Origin of the sequence: Pseudonocardia sp., assembly GCF_025465255.1 — a bacterium.
Lineage (GTDB): Bacteria > Actinomycetota > Actinomycetes > Mycobacteriales > Pseudonocardiaceae > Pseudonocardia.
Genome location: NZ_JAODNI010000111.1, coordinates 1 through 18232, shown reverse-complemented (window position 1 = coordinate 18232; position 18232 = coordinate 1). Strand labels below are relative to the sequence as shown.

Below are 18232 nucleotides of genomic sequence, written 5' to 3'. Positions count from 1 at the left end.
CCCTGGGGCATCCGGTGGGGGCCACGGGTGGGCGGATCCTGGCCACGCTGGCGCGGGAGATGGTGCGTCGGGACGCCCGCTACGGGGTCGAGACGATGTGCATCGGCGGCGGACAGGGCCTCGCCGCGCTGTTCGAACGCGTCGGCTGACCCGGCGGCTCAGGACCGGGCCACCCACTCCGTCGTGCCCCGGCCCAGGGCGACGGCGTGGGTGAGCCGCAGGGTCGTGCTGAGCCACAGCAGGATGTCGTGCAGCCGAAGCCGGGTCGGCCGGGCGTCGCCGAGCACTGCGGCCACGGTCGCCTCCAGCGCGGCGAACGCCGAGTCGTTGGCGCGGAGCTCGCGCAGGATCACCGCCTCCACCCCGCTGTCGCCCTCCTCGACGTGCGGGAGCAGGGCGCGGCGGGTGCTGCGGGTGAGGTGCGGGACGAGCGCGGGCCGGTGGTGGTGCAGCGCCGCGGAGACGTGCCCGGGGTGCTCCCCGCTGCTCCGCCCGATCTCGCGCAGCACGGCACCGACGGTCCCCGGCTCGCCGAGCACGGACAGCTCCTCGTCCGGGAGCTCCCAGAAGGCCCGGCCGCCGGCCCGGACCGCGGCGGTGTCGGCGAGCGGGCGGACCCGGTCCAGCGCGTCCCGGACGTCGTGCCAGCCGGCGCGGTCCAACCGGCCGTGGAGCAGCTCGCCGACCAGGATGTCCGTGTCCCCGGGCGGGCGCACCGGCCGGGCGTCGAACCGGGACCAGCCGAACGCCGGTAGCTGCACCCAGCGCCCGCCCGGCGCGTCCGGCGAACGGAAGCGCTGGGGACGGTGTCCGCGCGCGTAACCCAGGAGGGCGGCGAGTGCGGTGTCCGCCGGGATCGGGTCGGGCCCGGTGCTGGGCAGGCGCAGCTGCCCGCCGTCCTCGCCGGTACCGCGGTCCCGCACCGCCGCGTCGATCACGGGGTCATCCTGGCCGGGACGACGGGTGCCCGCCACGTCCGGGCTCCCCGGCGGCGTCACGGGGTGACCGGTACCCGGTGCAGCCGGACCCCGGAACGGACCGCGAGCGGGAACACCGCGAGCGACACGAGCGCGACGGCGATCGTGTCGTACGGTGCGGGCAGGAGGCCCGCGCCCTCGAAGCTGCCCAGTCCGGACAGGGCCGTGAGCAGCAGCAGGTGGGCGACGAGCCAGGCCCCGCGGCGTAGCTCCGTGCCGAGCGGCACCGTCCGGTCCGTCCGCCAGAGGGCCACGAACAGCGGCACCCCGACGAGCGTGAGCGGCAGCGCCAGGCGCAGGTCCGGCCAGCCGGACCAGTAGATGAACTCCGACGCCAGCACGAAGCTCACCGGCGCGATGAAACGCAACCCGGGCACCCAGCCGGAGAGCCGGTCCGGCTCGACGACCGCGAAGACGGCCGCGGCGACGGCCGCCGCGGCGTAGAGCAGCAGATAGAGGTCGCCCATGACGCTGACGATGGCCTGCCAGTCGCCGAACGGCAGCAGGTAGACGACGATCACCACGAGGTTGAGCAGCAGCGCCCGCCGCGGAATCCCGGAGCGCTCGTCGACCGCCATGAGCGCGCGCGGCAGCAGCCGGTTCTTGGCCAGCGCGTAGGTGTGCCGGGCGTCGATGGCGACGCCGACGTAGGCCGAACCACCGGGGGAGACGACGGCGTCGGCGTAGAGGAGCGCGGCCACGAACTGCAGGTTCAGGGCGAGCGCCAGCTGCCCGAACGGGGACTCGAAGTCGACGCCCCGCCAACCCGCGCCGAGCAGGGCGTCCGGCACCGTGCCGAGGAAGGCGAGCTGCAGCGCGAGGTAGAGCAGGACCGCGAGGGCGATGCTGCCGAGGACCGCGAGCGGCACCGTCCGCCGGGGGTCGCGGGCCTCGCCGGAGAAGTCGACGGGCGCCTGGAACCCGTTGACCGAGTAGATGATCCCGCCGCCGGCCAGCGCGGTCAGGACCGCGCCGTAGCCGTACGGGGCGAAGCCGCCGTGGCCGGTGAGGTGCTCGGCGTGGAAACCCGAGGCGATCAGCGCGACGACCGTGAGCACCGGAACGACGATCTTGAAGACCGTGACGACGTTGTTGACCCGCCCGAACAGCTTCACGCCGTACCAGTTCAGCGCGGTGAGCACCACCGACAGCACGACGGCGAGCAGCACCCCGCCCCACGTCAGCGAGTCGTTCGCGTAGACCCAGGGCAGGTAGTGTCCGGCGTACTGGACGATCGCCGTCAGCTCCGCGCTGGTGGCGCCGACGGACAGCAGGACCGAGAACCCGATCACGGAGCCGACGAGCCGTCCGCTCGCGTACAGCGGCCAGCGGACCGTGCCGCCGCCCTCCGGCCGCGACGCGCCCAGCTCCACCATCACGAGCGCGACCAGCGCGCACAGGATCCCCGCCGCCACCCACGACAGCAGCGCGGCGGGCCCGGCGATCTGCGCCGCGTACATCGAGGCGAACAGCCAGCCGGAGCCGACGATGTTGGAGAACCCGATCGCGGTCAGGCCCCACACCCCGAGGTGGCGGCGCAGCCTGCCCTCCTCGGTCCGGACGGCCTCGTCACCCGGCCCGGCATCTCCCACCGCAGCGGACATGCGTTCTCCTCTCGCCCGGGGCGAGCGTGGCCCGCGCCGCCCGGGTCCGCATGCCGGGGCCCGCGGTCGGGCAGGCTCGGGCGTGACGCGCCACCGCCCACGGACGACCGGAGGACCCATGAGGATCGGAGTGACGCTCCCGCAGTTCGGGGGGCAGGCGGCGGACGGTGCCGAGGAGATCGCCGCGTTCGCCCGCGCCGCCGAGGAGCGGGGAGCCGACGGGCTGTGGGTGGGCGACCGGCTGCTCGCCCCGGTGGAACCGACCGTCGGGTACGGCGGCGGCCCGGGGTTCCCGCCCCAGTTCCGCCGTCAGCTCGACCCCCTCACCCTCCTCGGCGCCGCCGCCGCCGCGACGAGCAGGGCCCGGCTCGGCACGAACGTCCTGAACGCCCCCTGGTACCCGCCGCCTTTGCTCGCGCGCACCGCGCTGACCCTGGACCGGATCAGCGGCGGCCGTTTCCTGCTCGGCCTCGGCACCGGCTGGTCGCCCGAGGAGTTCGACGCGGTCGGCGTGCCGATGGCCGAGCGCGGGATCCGGCTCGACGAGTGCCTCAAAGTGCTCCGTGCCTGGTGGGACGACGACCCGGTGACCCACGACGGCCCGGTCTCCCGGATCGCGCCCGCTCACGTCGACCTCAAGCCGCACGGCGTGCCCGTCTACCTGGCCGGGGTCGCGCCGCGGGCCCGGCGGCGGGTCGTCGAGCATGCGGACGGCTGGCTCCCGGTCGCGGTGCCCGGCCGCACCGACCTGCGGACCGCGGTCCTGGAGCCGTGGGCGGGGCTGCGGGAACGGGCGGGCCGCGAGCTCGGCGCCGTGCTCCGGGTGAACCCGCTGCCCGGGACCCCGGTCCGGGAGGTCACCGACCTGCTCGCCGAGGCCGCGGACGCCGGGATCGAGGAGGCGTTCGTCGAGCTGATGTACCTCGCGGACTCGGCGGACGCCGCCCTCGACCTGGTCGAGGGCCTGGTGGGCTGAGCGTCACGGTACGACGGGCCCGAAGGAAGATCGCCAGGGCGGACCGATCTCGGCCGGATCCGGCCGAAATCGGTCCCCTGTAGCGATCACGGTCGCGAACCGGAGGGTCCTCGCCGCCTCAGGACCTCCGGCCGGTGCGGGAGGCGCCGGCCCGCCGTCGCCTGAGTCCCGGGCTACTTCGGGGGCATCCGGATCGCGCCGTCGAGGCGGATCGTCTCGCCGTTCATGTAGTCGTTGGTCAGCACCTCGACGGCCATGGAGGCGAACTCCTCGGCGGCGCCGAGCCGGTTCGGGTACACGACGCTCTCGCCCAGCTTGGCCTTGAACGCCTCGGCCTTCTCGCCGGTGCCGTAGATCGGGGTGTCGATGAGACCGGGGGCGATGGTGTTGACGCGGATGCCGTGCCGGGCCAGGTCCCGGGCCATCGGCAGGGTCATGCCGACCACGCCGCCCTTGGAGGCCGAGTACGGGGTCTGGCCGATCTGGCCGTCGAACGCGGCGGCGGAGGCGGTGTTCAGGATCGCGCCGCGGGAGGTGCCGTCGGCCAGCGGCTCGGTCCTGGCCATGGCCGACGCCGCGAGCCGCGCGCAGTTGTAGGTGCCCACGAGGTTGACCTTGAGGACGAACTCGAAGGTCTCCAGCGGGATCGGCTCGAGGTCCCGGCCGATGATCCGGCCCGCGCGGCCGAGACCGGCGCTGTTCACCAGGATGCGGAGCGGGCCGAGCTCCGACGCGGCCTCGACGGCGGCTTTGACCTGGGCCTCGTCGGACACGTCGGCCTTCGCGAAGACGCCGCCGATCTCGGCGGCGAGCTTCTCGCCCCTGTCCTCCTGAAGGTCCAGGACGACGACCTTCGCGCCGCGCTGCGCCAGCAGCCTCGCCGTGGCCTCGCCGAGGCCCGAGGCCCCGCCGGTCACGACGGCCGATGCACCCGTGATGTCCATGCCCACTCCCGTCCCGGCCGACCCTCGCCCCGTGCGCCGTCGCGCGGGACCGGTCGGTCGCCTCTGCATCCTCACCGACGACGCCGCCGCCCCGCACCGGGGTGGTGACCCTGCCCACTCCTCTTGATGTCCGTGTCAACCGGAGCGGGCCGCGGCGTAGCGTCCCGACGGGTTCGACCATGAGCGGAGATCGGCGGATGGGTCGCAGGCGTGGGGGAGCGGGTGGCAGGGACGTGGCACGTCTGCTGCTGCGTACGGTCCTGGGCGGCACGATGATCGCGCACGGGCTGAAGCACGGGCGCAGCCTCGACGGGACCGCGGGCTGGTTCGGCTCCATCGGCTTCAAGGAGCCGCAGCTGCAGGCGCGGGCGAGCGCGATCGTCGAGACGGGTGCGGGCGCGGCGTTGATCGCCGGCGCCGGGACGCCGCTCGCCGCCGCGGCGGTCGTCGGGACGATGGGGGTCGCGGCGCGGTCGGTGCACCAGCCGAACGGCTTCTTCATCACCGCCGAGGGCTACGAGTACGTGCTGAACCTGGCGGCCGCGTCGGTGGCGCTGGCCGGCCTCGGCCCGGGCCGCTGGAGCGTGGACCGCGCGCTGGGCCTCGACCGGAAGCTGCGGGGCGGCCCGGCCGCCGCTGTCGCCGCAGGTCTCGGCCTGGCCGGTGCCGCGGCCCAGCTCGCCGTGTTCTGGCGCAGGCCGGTCAAGGGGTAGCGCGGCCGCTCTCACGCTCGGACGGCAGGCCCGTCGACAGGGATCCGGCGGCGGTCCCGCCGTCGCCCCGCGAGTGGCGGCCGGGCGGCGCCGATCTGGTGCCCGGCGGGATCAGCGTCCCGACGAGGGCCCCGGTCACCGCGAACCCGGCGAGGACGGCGAACGCCCAGGTGTAGCCGGACTGCGTCGGGACCGCGGCCGCGGCCCCGAACCCGACGGCGACCGCGGCCACGAGCTGTCCGCCGATCGCCCCGCCGATGAGCCGGACGTTCGCGTTCAGCCCGGTCGCGGCGCCGGTCTGGGTGGGCGGGACCGCCGCCATCACGATCGTCGGGAGGACGGCGAACGCGAGCCCGTTGCCGGTCCCGGACACCAGCGTGACCAGGGCGACCTCCCAGGGGGAAGCGTGGAACAGGGCCAGCCCGCCGTAGCCCGCGGTGGCGACCAGGCTGGCCGTCAGCAGGACGCGGCGGGGGCTCAGCCAGCGGCCGAGCCGCCCGCTGAGGGTGCCACCGAGCGCGAAGCCGACGGTCTGCGGGAGCAGCAGCAGGCCGGCCTGGCCGAGGCTCAGCCCGAGCCCGTGCCCGGTCGGCCCCGACGCCTGCAGGAACCGCGGGATCAGCGCGAAGTTGCCGTAGACCGTCGCCCCGACGGCGAGCGCCACCAGGTTCGACGTCCAGACCGTGCGCAGCCGCAGCAGCCTGACGTCGACGACGGGCCGTTCGGCCCGGCGCTCGGCGAACCACCAGCCCGCCGCCAGCACCACCGCGGTCGTCCCGATGCCGAGGGTGAGCGCGGACGTCCAGCCCCAGCGCGATCCCGAGCTGACCACCAGCAGCAGTCCGACCAGCCAACCGGCCAGCAGGACCGTCGGCAGCAGCCCGGGCAGGCCGGGGGTGCGGACCCGGGACTCCGGCACCGCCACGACGACGGCGACGAACGCGGCACAGCTGAGGACCACCGGCAGCCAGAAGACCGACGAGTAGCCGAGGTAGCGCGTCATCGGCCCGGCGATCACGAGCGACGTCCCGCTGCCCACCGCGAGCAGGCTGGACACGACGCCGATCGACGTCGCGACCCGGTGCGGGGGCGCCTCGTCCCGGATGATCGCGAACGACAGCGGGAACAGCGCCCCGGCCGCCCCCTGCAGGACCCGGCCGACGAGCAGCACCGCCAACGAGTTCGCCAGCGCGGCGACGAGGCACCCCACCGCGAAGGTGCCGAGCACCGCGACGAGGACTCTGCGCTTGCCGAGGACGTCGCCGAGCCGCGCGAGCACGGGCGTCGCCACCGCGGCGCTGATCAGGTACGCGGTCAGCACCCAGGTCACGCTGGCGGCGTCGGTGTGCAGGTGCTCCTGGACGAGCGGGAGCAGCGGTGACACCACGCTCTGGACCAGCGCGAACACGATCGCGGCCAGGATCAGCGCGAGGTAGATGGCCCGGTAGGCGCGGGCGCCCCGGGCGGCTCCGACGGGGTCCGAGATGGGTGCCTCCACGCGTCGTCGTGATGCATGTGCATCATGCCTGATCGGCAGGGGGAGGTTGCCTCCCCGACCCCAGGAGATCCGCCTGCGAGGGTACGGGCGGGGGCGTCAGCGGGCTCTCCTGCGGCGCCGTACCGCGACGCCCACCAGCGCGGCTGCCACGAGGACACCCAGGCCGGCGGCGATCCGGACGCCGGCGCCGTCGCCGGCGGGTTCGGTCGCGGGTGTGGGGGCGACGACAGGGGGAGGTGCCTGCCCCGGGCCCAGGACCGCGAGGTCGGCGGCCGGTACCGCGGCGAGTTCCCGCGTGCCGTTGCACAGGGTGCTCGCGAGGTTCAGGTGCCGCCGGCCTGCTGGTGGCTGCCGAGGACGAGGTAGGTCCGGCCCTCCCGGAACTCGACGCCACAGGAGGCCTCGGACCGCACGCTCACGACCGGCTGGGGTGCCTGCGCGTCGCCCTTGTAGCGCCGGTCCACGCTGAACGTCCAGGTCATCGGGTCCGTGCTGCCGACGACGGTCCGGGGCCGCTCGGGTTCGAGGGCGAGCACCCGGCCGCTGAAGACGACATCGGCCCGGTCGACCTGCCCGGTGAACTGCTGGGTGACGCAGCTGCACGCGAGGGCCGCGGGGGCGGTCCCGACCATGATCACGGGGACGGCGAGCGCCAGGACACCCACGAGGACCGTTCGTCTCGGCATGGGGGGAGCCTGGCAGGACCGGGGTCCGGTCCGCACGCCTCTCCTCGATCGCGCGCTAGCCGAACGGCCCCCCGGCACTCGCCGGGACCGAGAGGCCCGTGCGGGCGTCGGTCGTCCAGCCTGCCGGCTCTTGCGGGGCCTGCGCCCGGTGGCCGCTCCGCTTCACCGTCCGGGCGATGTCGACGCGGTCGATCTCCGCCCCCAGGTCGCTGACGGCGCGGACGCTCATGGTGGCGGTCCCGCCCGGCGCCGCGGGTGTCACGTGGACCGTGAGGAAGGCGTAGTCGAGGTAGCGGGCCTGCGACCAGTCCACGGTCTCCGGGGTCTTCGCGCCGTTCGGGCCGGCGACGAAGCTCGTCACCGTCGTCCCGCTGTCCGGGGCCGTCGCGCCGCGGTAGCGGTCGATCTCGCCGGGCTGCCAGCCGTAGCGCGGGCGGCCGCCGGAGCCGCAGCAGATGTAGGTGGTGCCGTCCTTCTCCGGGTGGACCGTCGCGCCGTCCGGTGCCTGCATCGAGGAGCGGCCGCCCTTGATCGGGTTGGTGCGCTCGTACTGGTGGTTGTGGCCCTGCACGACGAGGTCCACCGCGAACCTGTCGAACAGCGGGGCCAGCGCCGCGCGAACGCCGCCGTCGGAGGCGTGCGAGCTGCTGGTCGCGTAGGCGCAGTGGTGGAAGAACGCCACGACGAAGTCGACGTTCGGATCTGCCCGCAGGTCCTTCAGCGTGGTCGTCAGCCAGGCCAGCTGCTGGCCGCCGCTGTAGCCGGCGTTGGTGGGGATCTCCTGGCTGAGGTCGTTGGCGTCGAGGCTCAGGATCGCGACGTCGCCGTGCACCACCGAGTAGACCGACGGGCAGCGGCTCGGCCCGTTCCTCGGCAGGTCCAGCCGCGCGGCGTGCCCCGCGTACCCGTGGCTCGCGCCGCCGGGCGCGGTGTTGTCGTCGTAGAGCGCCTCCATGTCGTGGTTGCCGGTCGCGAACAGCCACGGCGCGCTCGCGGCACTCTTCTCGATCACCCCGAAGTACTGCGTCCAGACGGTCGGGTCGAAGTTGTTGAACCCGCCGGCGGCGTTCGCGGGTGCCGCGTTCCTGACCGGTTGCCCGGTGCCGCTCGGGTCCGCGTAGCAGATGTCCCCGGCCAGCAGGTGGAACGCGGGCTTCTGCTTCGCGATCAGGGCGACCAGCGCGTCCGAGGGTGCCGCGGACCGCCGGGTGTCGTCGGGCTTGTAGTAGTTGTCACTGAACCCGGTCTGACCGGTGGGCGTCGGGTCGACGTTCACGCCCTGGTCCGCGAACGCGGTGAAGGTGAACGGCTCCGGGCGCCGGCGGCGGTCCGGGGCGGTGGTGAACGACGCGTCGTCCGTGGTGGTGCCGTCGGGCAGCCGGAACCGGTAGTGGAACGTGCCGCCGGGCGTCAGGTGCTCCGCGAGGGCGTGTACGTAGAACTGGTCCGCGGCGCGGATGCCGCCGTCCTGCTGCGGCACCATGCTGATCAGCTCGCGGACCTCGGCCTCGACCGTGTGGCCGTAGTGCCGGTCGCGGCCGATCTCGAGCAGGACCTTCCCGGTCGGCTTGGCGGTGAGCTCGCCGGCGACCGCCATCTGCGTCGACGGGTCCACGCCGTAGGACAGGTGTCGGCCGATCACCGAGACGGCCGACGCCGACGCCTGCACGTAGGCCGACCGTGCCCACGGCGCGGTGGTCAGCCCGAGAGCGGCGAGCGCGCTCGCGCCGCCCCTCAGCGCGGTGCGGCGGCTGACGCGGTGGCGGCCGAGGAAGCTCCGCAGCCAGTCCTGCTGCTCGCCGATCGTCATCGTCGCGGCCAGGTGCGCCGGCACACCGACATCGGGCGTCTCTCCCGCGGGGTTCACCGTCGTCATGAGAGAAAAATGCCCTGACAACGCGAGCATGATCTCATCCGAGTGCGGAACGCTGGGTGAACAGATCATCGGGTCTCGACGTTCCGCCGGAAACGGTCGGACGTTCCGTCCGGATCGTCCCGATCAGGTGACGGGAGCAGTGTCCCGGATCCGGGTCACTCGCGGACCCCGCCGTCGGCCGCCGCCCGCCGAACGGTCCGAGAACGGGACAGTCGGGTGTGTCCTGCGCCACTAGCGTCGGTCGGACTCGACGCGGGCCGGACGACGGCCGTCCGGGACCGCGCCGGCAGACGGAGGTCTCTCATGAAGGCGCTGGTCTATCACGGTCCCGGGCAGAAGTCCTGGGAGGACGTCCCGGACGCCGAGGTCCAGGAACCGACGGACGTGGTGGTCCGCGTCGACACCACCACGATCTGCGGCACGGACCTGCACATCCTGCAGGGCGACGTCGCCGCGGTGACCGACGGCCGGATCCTCGGTCACGAGGCCGTCGGCACGGTCACCGCGGTCGGCGACGCGGTCAAGGGGTTCGGCGTCGGGGACCGGGTGCTCGTCCCCGCGATCACCAAGTGCGGGCGCTGCGAGTACTGCCAGCGCGGCATGCCGTCGCACTGCCAGACCGTCGGCGGCATCGGCTGGATCTTCGGCCACCTGATCGACGGCACGCAGGCCGAGTCCGTCCGCGTGCCCTACGCGGACACCTCGCTCTACGCCGTGCCCGAGGGCGTCACGAACGAGCAGGCGATCTTCCTCGCGGACTCGCTGCCCACGGGCTACGAGGTCGGGGTGCTGGCCGGGAACGTCCGGCCCGGCAACACAGTCGCCGTGGTCGGGGCGGGCGCCGTCGGCCTCTCGGCGATCCTGACGACCGGGCTCTGGGGCGCCTCGAAGGTCATCGCGGTCGACTCGAACAAGTTCCGGCTGGCCAAGGCGCTGGAGTTCGGCGCCACGGACGCCGTCGAGGTCGGCCCCGGGACCGTCGCGGACGTCATCGCGCTGACCGACGGCCTCGGCGTGGACGTCTCGATCGAGGCGGTCGGCTACCCGGAGACGCTGCTGACCGCGGCCTCGCTCGTGCGACCCGGCGGGACGATCGCGAACATCGGCGTGCACGGCACCCCGGTCGAGCTGCCCATGCAGGACATGTGGATCCAGAACGTCACGCTGACGATGGGCCTGGTCGACACGGTGTCGATCCCGACGCTGCTGAAGATGGTCGCCGGGGGCCGGATCCCGGCGGAGAAGATGGGCACGCACTCGTTCACGTTCGACCAGATGGACGAGGCCTACGACGTCTTCAAGAACGCCGCCGCCCACGAGGCGCTCAAGGTCGTCATCACGCCGGCCTGACGCCTGCACGGGGTACCGGCGGGTGTGCCCCCGCCCGCCGGTACCTCAGGCGATGTAGCTGATGCCGAACGCGTCGATCTTGCGGTAGAGCGACGACCGGGCGATCCCGAGCATCGCGGCCGCCTTGTAGCGGTTGCCGCGGGACTCGTAGAGCGCCTGGATGATCGCGTCGCACTGCGCGGACTCCAGCATCGACATCCGCCGCGCGCGGCCCTGGAAGCACAGCGCGGGCAGGTCCGGGGGCCGGATCTCGCCGAGCGGCTTGCGCGCGACGACGTAGCGCAGCACGTCCTCCAGCTCGCTGATGTTCCCCGGCCACGCGTATCCCTCGAGCACCCGCACGACCTGCAAGGACAGCCGCAACGACCGCCGCGCCGAGATCCGCCGCAGCACCGCCCAGGCGATGTCGCCGATCTCGTCGACCCGGTAGCGCAGCGCCGGGACCCGGATCGTCTCGTGGAAGTGCCGCAGCAGCAGCCCGTACGGCCGGGTCGCGTCCATCGCGGGTGTGTCGATGAAGCCGACGACCAGCGGTGGCGAGGGCCGGGCGACGAGCTGGCGCAGCGACTCGTCGAGCCTGCGCGCGGCGACGGGGGAGAGTCCTTCGAGGCCGGTGAGGAGCAGCAGGTGCGACCGTGCGCCCCGGCCGTCGAGCAGCGGCGCGATGGGATCGCGGGATGCGGGCGAGAACCCGCCGCAGTCGACGGTGACGACGCGCCCCTGCGGCTGCGCCCGGCGGAACTGTTCCAGGACGACGCTCCGCTTGCCGACCCCCGGCTCGCCCATCAGCAGGTGGTTGCGGCCCTGGCTGATGCTTGCCGCCACTTCGCGGCGGGCCAGCAGGAACGGCGTGAGCAGCTCCCGGTTCGCCCGGATCCGGGCCTCCGCGTGCCCGGCGCCGTCGCGGGACGCGCGCAGGTCCGCGGAGTAGTCCCGGTGTCCGACGGGCGCGACGTGCGACCCCTGCCGCCGGGCCGCCTCGGACGCGACGGTGGAGCGCCGTGCAGGACCGCCGGTGAGCACGCAGCCGATCAGCTCGCCGGCCAGGTGGACGGGCTCGAGCGTGATCTGGGCGCAGGCCCCGGACGGAAGATCGGCGTGGCTCGTGGCGAACTCCTGCAGGACCAGCCCCGACACCACCGCATCGCCCAGGCCGCGCAGGTCCGCGCCGTCGAGCCGGCGGGCTCCGGTGCTGGTCAGGACCACGTCACCGTCGGTCGCAAGGACCCACGGATACTCCGCGGCGCAGGTGCGGAAGCGGTCCAGGAGGGTCGCGGCCCGCCGGCGCGGCTCGCCCGCGATCCGCTCCGTGACCTGCCGGGCGAGCATCGTGGCCACGGGCCGCAGTAGCGACGACCGGTCCGCGACGTGGGCGACCGCGACGACGACCCCCGCGACGCTGCCGTCCCGCGGGTCGATCACCCGCGCGGCCGCCTCGGCCAGCCAGCTCAGCTGCCCGTGGAAGTGCTCGGCGCCGACGACCGTGGCGTCCTCCTGCTCGTGCAGCGCGACGGTCGCGGCCGTGGTCCCGACCGCCTGCTCGGACCAGCCGTGCCCCGGGACGAACAGGACGCCGTCGAGCAGCCGGCCGAGCGTCGGGTCGGAGTCCCGGCGGGTGCGGACGACGCCGGACCGGTCGAGCAGGGCGAACGAGCAGCCGACCTCCTTGTCCCCGGCGAGGAAGTCGTCGAACACGTCGCCGGCGGCTGCGGCGACGGGCGGCCCGTCCTGGTGGTGGCCCAGGAACCGCGGCGCGAGGAGCTCCGGGTCCACCCCGAGGTCCCGCGACCGCTCCCAGGACGCGAGCACCTCGCGTCGCACGACGTCGTGGGCGACCATGCACGATCCGGTGGCCAGGAACGACTGCCGTGCGGCCTGCATCTCGACGTCGAGCGGCACGGATCCCACGGTAGGGCGCCGGAGCGCGGCCGGATGTCTCAGATTCAGGCGCTGGTGTCCTCCCCGCGTCAGCGGAAGCGGAGCTGCACGCCCGAGGCCATCCGGAACAGCCCGGACATCGTGATGATGGCGCCGAGCATCTCCATCGTCTCCTCGATCCCGTTGAGGATCAGGAAGCCGGCGTCCTCGGTCGTGCCGCCGGAGCCGCCGATCCACCAGCCCTCGACGACCTCCATCACCACGGCCCCGAACAGGAACACCGCGGCGCCCAGGATCACCACGACCCCGCCGGGCCTGCACAGCACCATCCGCGTGCAGGCCACCGCGACCACCGCGCAGATCGCGCCGGCCGGGATCACCCACGCGTAGGTGAGGACGCCGGTGGTGTTCAGGTGGGTGTGCATGAGCCAGCTGACGTCCTCGTGGAAGCCGGACACCTCGTCCATGGACACGGCCACCACCATCGCCGCGAGCACGATCCACCGCCAGCGCTCGCGCCGGGTGGCGCCGGCGGCGAGGACGGCCAGGACCAGCCCGTTGACCAGGTGCAGCGCGGAGCTGAACCAGGTCGCGACGGTGCTCTCGGCGTTCAGCTTGACGGCATCCGGCACGTGCAGGTTCGCGCTCGGCAGCGCCCACACCGCGCCGACCGCGGCGAAGTGCGCGACGGCGAGGAGGAGGGTGACGACGAGGAGGCCGCGCAGGAACGGCCGGCCGCGCAGCACGAGCGGCGGCTGTTCCTCCTGGCCGGCGGCCGCGGTTCGGGTGGCGATCGCGTGGCGGGGTGTGGTCACGGCGGCGTCCTCGGGTCCTCAACGTGCGCGTGGCGTGCTGAACGCCGTGATCCGGATGAACGCGGCGATACGTACGAGTGGCCTAACGATGGACGTGGCCGGAAGACACCCCCCTCACGGTCTCGATCACCCCTTGGGGAACGGCCGTGCGATCCTGTCGCCCGTACCCGGCGTCCGCCGGGGGGTGGCACGGAACTCGGGAGCCCGGATTGAACCTCGAGAAGGTGGTCTTCGGCTTCTTCGTGCTGCTCGCCGCCACCCTCAACTTCGGCTTCTTCATCGGCGACCTCTCGCGGCCCGAGCTGCACAACATCTACGAGCTGTTCGCCGCCGTCGTCGTCAGCCTGATCGCGACGGTGCTGAAGTTCGGCGACCGCACCCAGCTCGGCGCCGTCCACCTCGCGACGAGCCTGGTCGCGGACCTGCAGCTCGTCGCGGCCGCGATCGCGTGGACCTACGCGGCGCACATCTCGGCCGAGGGCGTGACCGCGGGCTCGACGGCGGCCGTCGTGTCGCTGTCCGGCGGCGCGCTCGTCGCCAACATGGTGTCGGTGGTGCTGCTCGTCGTCGAGACCGTCTCGTTCCACCGTCGGTAGGGACGCTGTGGGCAATCGGCTGCTCGGCTTCTGGCGGCGCCTGCTCGGCCGGGCGGAAGGCGCGCGCGGTCCGGCGACGTCCCGGCTGCGCTGGCGGGTGCCGTTCGCGTCCGCCGTGCAGGCCGAGGCGACGATCTTCCTGGTCCTGCGCCGGATGCGGGCCCCGCTGATCGTGCTGATCGTGATCTTCGCGGTCAGCGTGCTCGGCCTGAGACTGATCCCCGGCCAGGACGCGGCGGGTGCGCCGTACCGGATGACCTTCTTCGACGCCTTCTACTTCATGAGCTACACGGCGTCGACGATCGGGTTCGGCGAGCTGCCGAACGCCTTCACCGCCGGCCAGCGGCTGTGGGTGACGGCCACGATCTACCTGACCGTCATCGGCTGGGCCTACGCGATCGGCTCGGTGCTCGCGCTGCTGCAGGACCGGGCGTTCCGCCAGGCGCTGGCGTTGCAACACTTCACCCGGAAGGTCGCGCGGCTGCGCGAGCCGTTCCTGCTGGTCGCGGGTTACGGGCGGACGGGCGAGCTGCTGGCCGGCTCGTTCGACACCCTCGGCCGCCGGGTCGTGGTGCTGGACATCGACGCCGGGCGGATCGACTCGCTGGAGCTCGGGTCGTACAGCTCGGACGTCCCGGGGCTCGTCGCGGACGCCCGCGATCCGGGCCATCTCGGTGTCGCGGGGCTGGACAACCCCCGCTGCGAGGCCGTCCTCGCACTGACCAACGACGACGAGGCCAACCTCGCGGTGACCATGACCGCGGCGTTGCTGCGGCCGGACCTGCCGGTGATCGCCCGCACCATCTCGCCCGCGATCGAGGACCGGATGCACGCTTTCGGCACCCCGACGATCGTCAACCCGTTCGATCGCTTCGGCGACCACCTCCGCATCGCGATGCGCGCCCCTGCGTCCTTCCAGCTGATGACCTGGCTGGAGAGCGGGCCCGGGGCCGAGCTGCCCGAGCGGGGCCGGCCGCCGCGGCACGGGAAGTGGGTGATGTGCGGGTACGGCCGGTTCGGCCGCGAGGTCACCGAGGACCTGCGCGCGGAGGGCCTGGACGTCACGGTCGTCGAGCCGGCGGAGAAGGAGCACGGGACACCGACCGTCGCGGGCCAGGGGTTCGAACCGGACGTGATGGAGAAGGCCGGGGTGGCGGACGCCGTCGGGTTCGTCGCCGGCACGGACAACGACACCAGCAACCTCTCGTTGGTCGCCGCCGCACGCCGGGTCAACCCGTCGCTGTTCGTGGCCGCCCGGCAGAACCTCCCGTCGAGCGCGCCACTGTTCGCCGTGATGGACGTGGACGCGCTGCTCGTGCCCGCGGAGGTCGTCGCGCACGAGGTGTTCGCCCAGCTCAGCACGCCGTTGCTGTGGCGTTTCCTGCAGCAGGTCCCGCAGCAGGGCGACGCGTGGGCCGCGGACCTGGTCGAACGCCTCACCGCCCACTGCGGCCGGCACATGGAGGAGCTCTGGAAGGTCCGGCTCAACCGGGCGGAGTCCCCGGCGCTGACGGGCTGGCTCGACTCGGGGGAAGCCACGATCGGCGACGTCCTGCGGGACCCGGACGACCGCGAGCAGCGGCTGCCGATCGTGGTCCTGATGGTGCTGCGCGGCGACGACGCCGTGATGGCCCCGGGTGACCACTTCGTCCTCGCCCCGGACGACGAACTGCTGCTGTACGGCACGCCCCCTGCCCGTCGGGCCTTCAGTTCGACGATGCTGGTCGACGGCGCCGCCGAGTACGTCCGCACCGGCCGCCACGTGCCGACGGGCTGGCTGTGGCGCCGGTTGACGCGAGCCGGCCGGGACTGATCTGCCGCACGAAGGTCGCGCCGGTGGGCCGGAGCCGACGCGGGCCGCGGCTCTCGACCTCGAACACCTCGCCGTCACCACCCCTCCGGCGCCGTCACCGGGGACCGCGCCCCGAGCCCCTTCTCCGCCGCCGCGGTCCGCACCGCCTCGATGACGAGCTGCAGGGACGGCCGGCGGGCGGCCTTCGTCCGGTAGGCGATCGAGACCGTGCGCAGCACCGGTTCGGTCAGCGGGACGACGTCGATCCCGGGCGGGCGCAGGGTCAGGCCGAGGTCCGAGACGAGGGTGACGCCGAGCCCGGCGGCGACCATCGCCAACGCCGTCGACTGCTCCTCCACCTCGTGGTTGATCGTCGGTTCGAACCCGCTGCGCTGGCAGGCGAGCCGGACCGCGCGGCCGAAGTGCGAGCGCGGGCCGGAGAGGATCCAGGGGTGCTCGGCCAGCTCGGGCAGGGTGACCGTCGGCGTGGGCACCGCACCCGCGGGCACGGCCGCATGGAGCCGTTCGACGGCGATGACGTCCCTGGTCAGCGAGGGATCCCAGGACATCGGGTAGCCCGAGTAGTCGATGATGAAGGAGAAGTCGAGCGTGCCGTCCCGGACCGCGCCGGCCGTCTCCTCCGGCGCGAGCTCCCGGGTCCGGACCTGGATCCCGGGGTGGTCCGTCGCGAGGAGGGTCAGGGCGGCCGGGACCAGCCCGGACGCGACGGACGCCCACACCCCGGCCGTGAGCCGGACGGAGACCGCCTCCTGCGCCTCCTCCAGCGCCAGGGTCGCGCGCTCGACGGAGCCGAGGATCTCCTCGGCGTGGTCCGCGAGCAGCACGCCCAGGTCCGTCAGCTGGACCCGGCGTCCGAGGCGTTCGAACAGCTTGGTGCCGACGTCACGTTCGAGCTGCGCGAGCTGCTGGGAGACGGCCGAGGCGGTGTAGTGCAGGGACGCGGCGGCGGCGGTGATGGTCCCGCGCCGGTGCAGTTCCCGGAGCATGCGCAACCGCTGCAACGAGAGCTCCATGTCGACCACCCTAGGGAGGGACGGCCCACCGTGCAGGAAGCGTGAACGGTCCCGTGCACGATCGGTAACTGGACGCGCGGCCGGCGCGGGCGCACGCTGAGGGCACCGGCACGGAGGCCACCGAGCCGGTGCGCCACACCCCCACGGAGATCAGCAGCCGACCCACCCAGGTGGGGACGGTGGCACCGCCGTGCGCGGATCCGGGCGCACATCGTCGAGAACACAGTCTGGGAGGCAGGTCGACGTGACCACGATGCAGGAGCCGATGGGACCCGCGGGCGACGAGCTGCGTCCGCTCGCGAGTGCCCCGGTCGTGGCTGCGCCTCTCCGGAGCCCGGGGCCGATCGAGAGCCCGCGCTCCCGCCAGCCGTACCTGCGGATGACGTGGACCGACCCGGTCACCGGCGCCACCGGCCACCTCGTCGTGCACTCGCTCGTCTCGGGCATGGCGACCGGGGGCACCCGGATGCGGGCCGGCTGCACGATGACCGAGGTCGAGGACCTCGCCTTCGGCATGGCCGCCAAGACCGCCACCTTCGACCTGCCGATCGGCGGGGCCAAGGGCGGCATCGACTTCGACCCGAAGGACCCCCGCGCCCTCGGCGTCCTGCAGCGCTTCTGCGAGGCCATGCGCCCCTGGATCGACGGGCACTGGGTGACCGCGGAGGACCTCGGCGTCCCGCAGCACCTGATCGACGAGGTCTTCGCGAACCTCGGGCTCGACCAGTCCTACCACGCGGCCATCAGCAAGGCGGCGGACTCGCGGGCGACCCTCGAGCGGGTGCGCGCGGGGCTGGACGCCGAGGTCGGCGGCGGGCTGCTCGGGGACGTCATCGGCGGCTACGGCGTGGCGCAGGCCTGCCTCGGTGCCGCCGCGGCCTGGAACTGGGCGACCGGGGAGACCACCGTCGCGATCCAGGGCATCGGCACGATGGGCGGCGGCGCCGCCTGGTACCTGCACGAGGCGGGGATGAAGGTCGTCGCCGTCGCGGACGCGGCCGGCACCCTCTACGACCCGGCCGGCCTGGACGTCCCCGCGCTGCTGGGCCTGCGGGACTCCTTCGGCGAGGTCGATCGCGCGCAGGTGCCCGCGCACGTGCAGCGGCTGCCGCGTGGCGCCGTGATCGGGATCGAGGCGGACGTCCTGGTCCCGGCCGCGATCTCCTACGCGATCACCCCGGACAACACCTACGACGTGGTCGCCAAGGTCGTCGTCGAGGCGGCCAACGCCGCCACGACGCCGGAGGCCGAGGCCATGCTGACCGCCCGGAACATCCCGGTGATCCCGGACTTCGTGGCCAACGCGGGCGCGGCGGCCTGGGCCTGGTGGCTGCTGCTCGGGCAGGTCGGCCCGGACCCTGAGGACTCGTTCCGCAAGCTGCGCACGGAGATGGCCGCGAAGGTCGGGCTGCTGCTCGGCCGCTGGATCGTCGGCGGCGTCCCGCCGCGGCACACGGGCTGGGAGCTCATGACGGCGGACCGCGCGGTCCCGC

General features: G+C 73.7%; 15 protein-coding genes and 1 pseudogene. 7 read left to right on the top strand and 9 right to left on the bottom strand.

Features of this window, described 5'->3' with window-relative positions; genetic code table 11:
- A pseudogene (locus JWP64_RS12585) lies at positions 1–149 on the top strand (acetyl-CoA C-acyltransferase); the annotation flags it as partial.
- A gap of 9 nt (positions 150–158) precedes the next feature.
- On the opposite strand, the gene JWP64_RS12580 reads toward JWP64_RS12585, so the two are convergent.
- The gene (locus JWP64_RS12580) at positions 159–938 is read right to left on the bottom strand and encodes a hypothetical protein (protein WP_297496082.1); all 780 of its coding nucleotides are present in this window, start codon (positions 936–938) and stop codon (positions 159–161) included.
- Positions 939–994: 56 nt separating this feature from the next.
- Entirely contained in the window at positions 995–2581 is a 1587-nt protein-coding gene (locus JWP64_RS12575; protein WP_297496080.1) for an APC family permease, read from the bottom strand.
- A gap of 118 nt (positions 2582–2699) precedes the next feature.
- Here JWP64_RS12575 and JWP64_RS12570 point away from each other — a divergent pair, with 118 nt between their 5' ends.
- Positions 2700–3557, top strand: coding sequence for a TIGR03619 family F420-dependent LLM class oxidoreductase (locus tag JWP64_RS12570; protein WP_297496078.1), 858 nt, complete (start codon positions 2700–2702; stop codon positions 3555–3557).
- Between the two features lie 173 nt (positions 3558–3730).
- On the opposite strand, the gene JWP64_RS12565 is transcribed toward JWP64_RS12570, so the two are convergent.
- A complete protein-coding gene (locus JWP64_RS12565) occupies positions 3731–4501 on the bottom strand; it encodes an SDR family NAD(P)-dependent oxidoreductase (protein WP_297496077.1) in 771 nt (256 codons plus the stop codon).
- Between the two features lie 233 nt (positions 4502–4734).
- On the opposite strand from JWP64_RS12565, the gene JWP64_RS12560 reads away from it, so the two are divergent.
- The gene (locus JWP64_RS12560) at positions 4735–5214 is read left to right on the top strand and encodes a DoxX family protein (RefSeq protein WP_297496075.1); all 480 of its coding nucleotides are present in this window, start codon (positions 4735–4737) and stop codon (positions 5212–5214) included.
- Here the strand turns inward: JWP64_RS12560 and JWP64_RS12555 are convergent.
- From JWP64_RS12555 to JWP64_RS12545, 3 genes are all read right to left on the bottom strand, one after another.
- Positions 5204–6712 (bottom strand): MFS transporter, encoded by a 1509-nt coding sequence (locus tag JWP64_RS12555; RefSeq protein WP_297496074.1) that lies wholly within the window; start codon positions 6710–6712, stop codon positions 5204–5206. The genes JWP64_RS12560 and JWP64_RS12555 overlap by 11 nt on opposite strands.
- Before the next feature lie 323 nt (positions 6713–7035).
- On the bottom strand, positions 7036–7398 hold the full coding sequence (locus JWP64_RS12550) for a hypothetical protein (protein WP_297496072.1): 363 nt from the start codon (positions 7396–7398) through the stop codon (positions 7036–7038).
- 55 nt (positions 7399–7453) lie between these two features.
- Positions 7454–9274, bottom strand: coding sequence for a metallophosphoesterase (locus JWP64_RS12545; protein ID WP_297496070.1), 1821 nt, complete (start codon positions 9272–9274; stop codon positions 7454–7456).
- 303 nt (positions 9275–9577) lie between these two features.
- Between JWP64_RS12545 and JWP64_RS12540 the strand changes: the two genes are divergently transcribed.
- On the top strand, positions 9578–10624 hold the full coding sequence (locus JWP64_RS12540) for an alcohol dehydrogenase catalytic domain-containing protein (protein ID WP_297496068.1): 1047 nt from the start codon (positions 9578–9580) through the stop codon (positions 10622–10624).
- Positions 10625–10669: 45 nt separating this feature from the next.
- Here JWP64_RS12540 and JWP64_RS12535 read toward each other — a convergent pair whose 3' ends face one another.
- Positions 10670–12523 (bottom strand): helix-turn-helix domain-containing protein, encoded by a 1854-nt coding sequence (locus JWP64_RS12535; RefSeq protein WP_297496067.1) that lies wholly within the window; start codon positions 12521–12523, stop codon positions 10670–10672.
- A gap of 68 nt (positions 12524–12591) precedes the next feature.
- Positions 12592–13317: a hypothetical protein gene (locus JWP64_RS12530; RefSeq protein ID WP_297496065.1), complete on the bottom strand. Its 726-nt coding sequence runs from the start codon at positions 13315–13317 to the stop codon at positions 12592–12594.
- A gap of 209 nt (positions 13318–13526) precedes the next feature.
- Between JWP64_RS12530 and JWP64_RS12525 the strand changes: the two genes are divergently transcribed.
- Both JWP64_RS12525 and JWP64_RS12520 read left to right on the top strand, forming a co-directional pair.
- Positions 13527–13913, top strand: coding sequence for a DUF6394 family protein (locus JWP64_RS12525; RefSeq protein WP_297496063.1), 387 nt, complete (start codon positions 13527–13529; stop codon positions 13911–13913).
- A gap of 7 nt (positions 13914–13920) precedes the next feature.
- The gene (locus JWP64_RS12520; protein ID WP_297496061.1) at positions 13921–15726 is read left to right on the top strand and encodes an NAD-binding protein; all 1806 of its coding nucleotides are present in this window, start codon (positions 13921–13923) and stop codon (positions 15724–15726) included.
- Positions 15727–15800: 74 nt separating this feature from the next.
- On the opposite strand, the gene JWP64_RS12515 is transcribed toward JWP64_RS12520, so the two are convergent.
- Positions 15801–16739, bottom strand: a complete 939-nt coding sequence (locus JWP64_RS12515; protein ID WP_297496059.1) for a LysR family transcriptional regulator — start codon at positions 16737–16739, stop codon at positions 15801–15803.
- A gap of 379 nt (positions 16740–17118) precedes the next feature.
- Between JWP64_RS12515 and JWP64_RS12510 the strand changes: the two genes are divergently transcribed.
- The coding region (locus JWP64_RS12510; protein ID WP_297496084.1) for a Glu/Leu/Phe/Val dehydrogenase dimerization domain-containing protein at positions 17119–18232 on the top strand (1114 nt) is incomplete at its 3' end.

Coding starts and splice junctions, on each gene's coding strand:
- JWP64_RS12575 (WP_297496080.1), bottom strand. CDS start 2,581: ATGTCCGCTGCGGTGGGAGATGCCGGGCCGGGTGACGAGGCCGTCCGG.
- JWP64_RS12515 (WP_297496059.1), bottom strand. CDS start 16,739: ATGGAGCTCTCGTTGCAGCGGTTGCGCATGCTCCGGGAACTGCACCGG.
- JWP64_RS12565 (WP_297496077.1), bottom strand. CDS start 4,501: ATGGACATCACGGGTGCATCGGCCGTCGTGACCGGCGGGGCCTCGGGC.
- JWP64_RS12570 (WP_297496078.1), top strand. CDS start 2,700: ATGAGGATCGGAGTGACGCTCCCGCAGTTCGGGGGGCAGGCGGCGGAC.
- JWP64_RS12545 (WP_297496070.1), bottom strand. CDS start 9,274: ATGACGACGGTGAACCCCGCGGGAGAGACGCCCGATGTCGGTGTGCCG.
- JWP64_RS12550 (WP_297496072.1), bottom strand. CDS start 7,398: ATGCCGAGACGAACGGTCCTCGTGGGTGTCCTGGCGCTCGCCGTCCCC.
- JWP64_RS12540 (WP_297496068.1), top strand. CDS start 9,578: ATGAAGGCGCTGGTCTATCACGGTCCCGGGCAGAAGTCCTGGGAGGAC.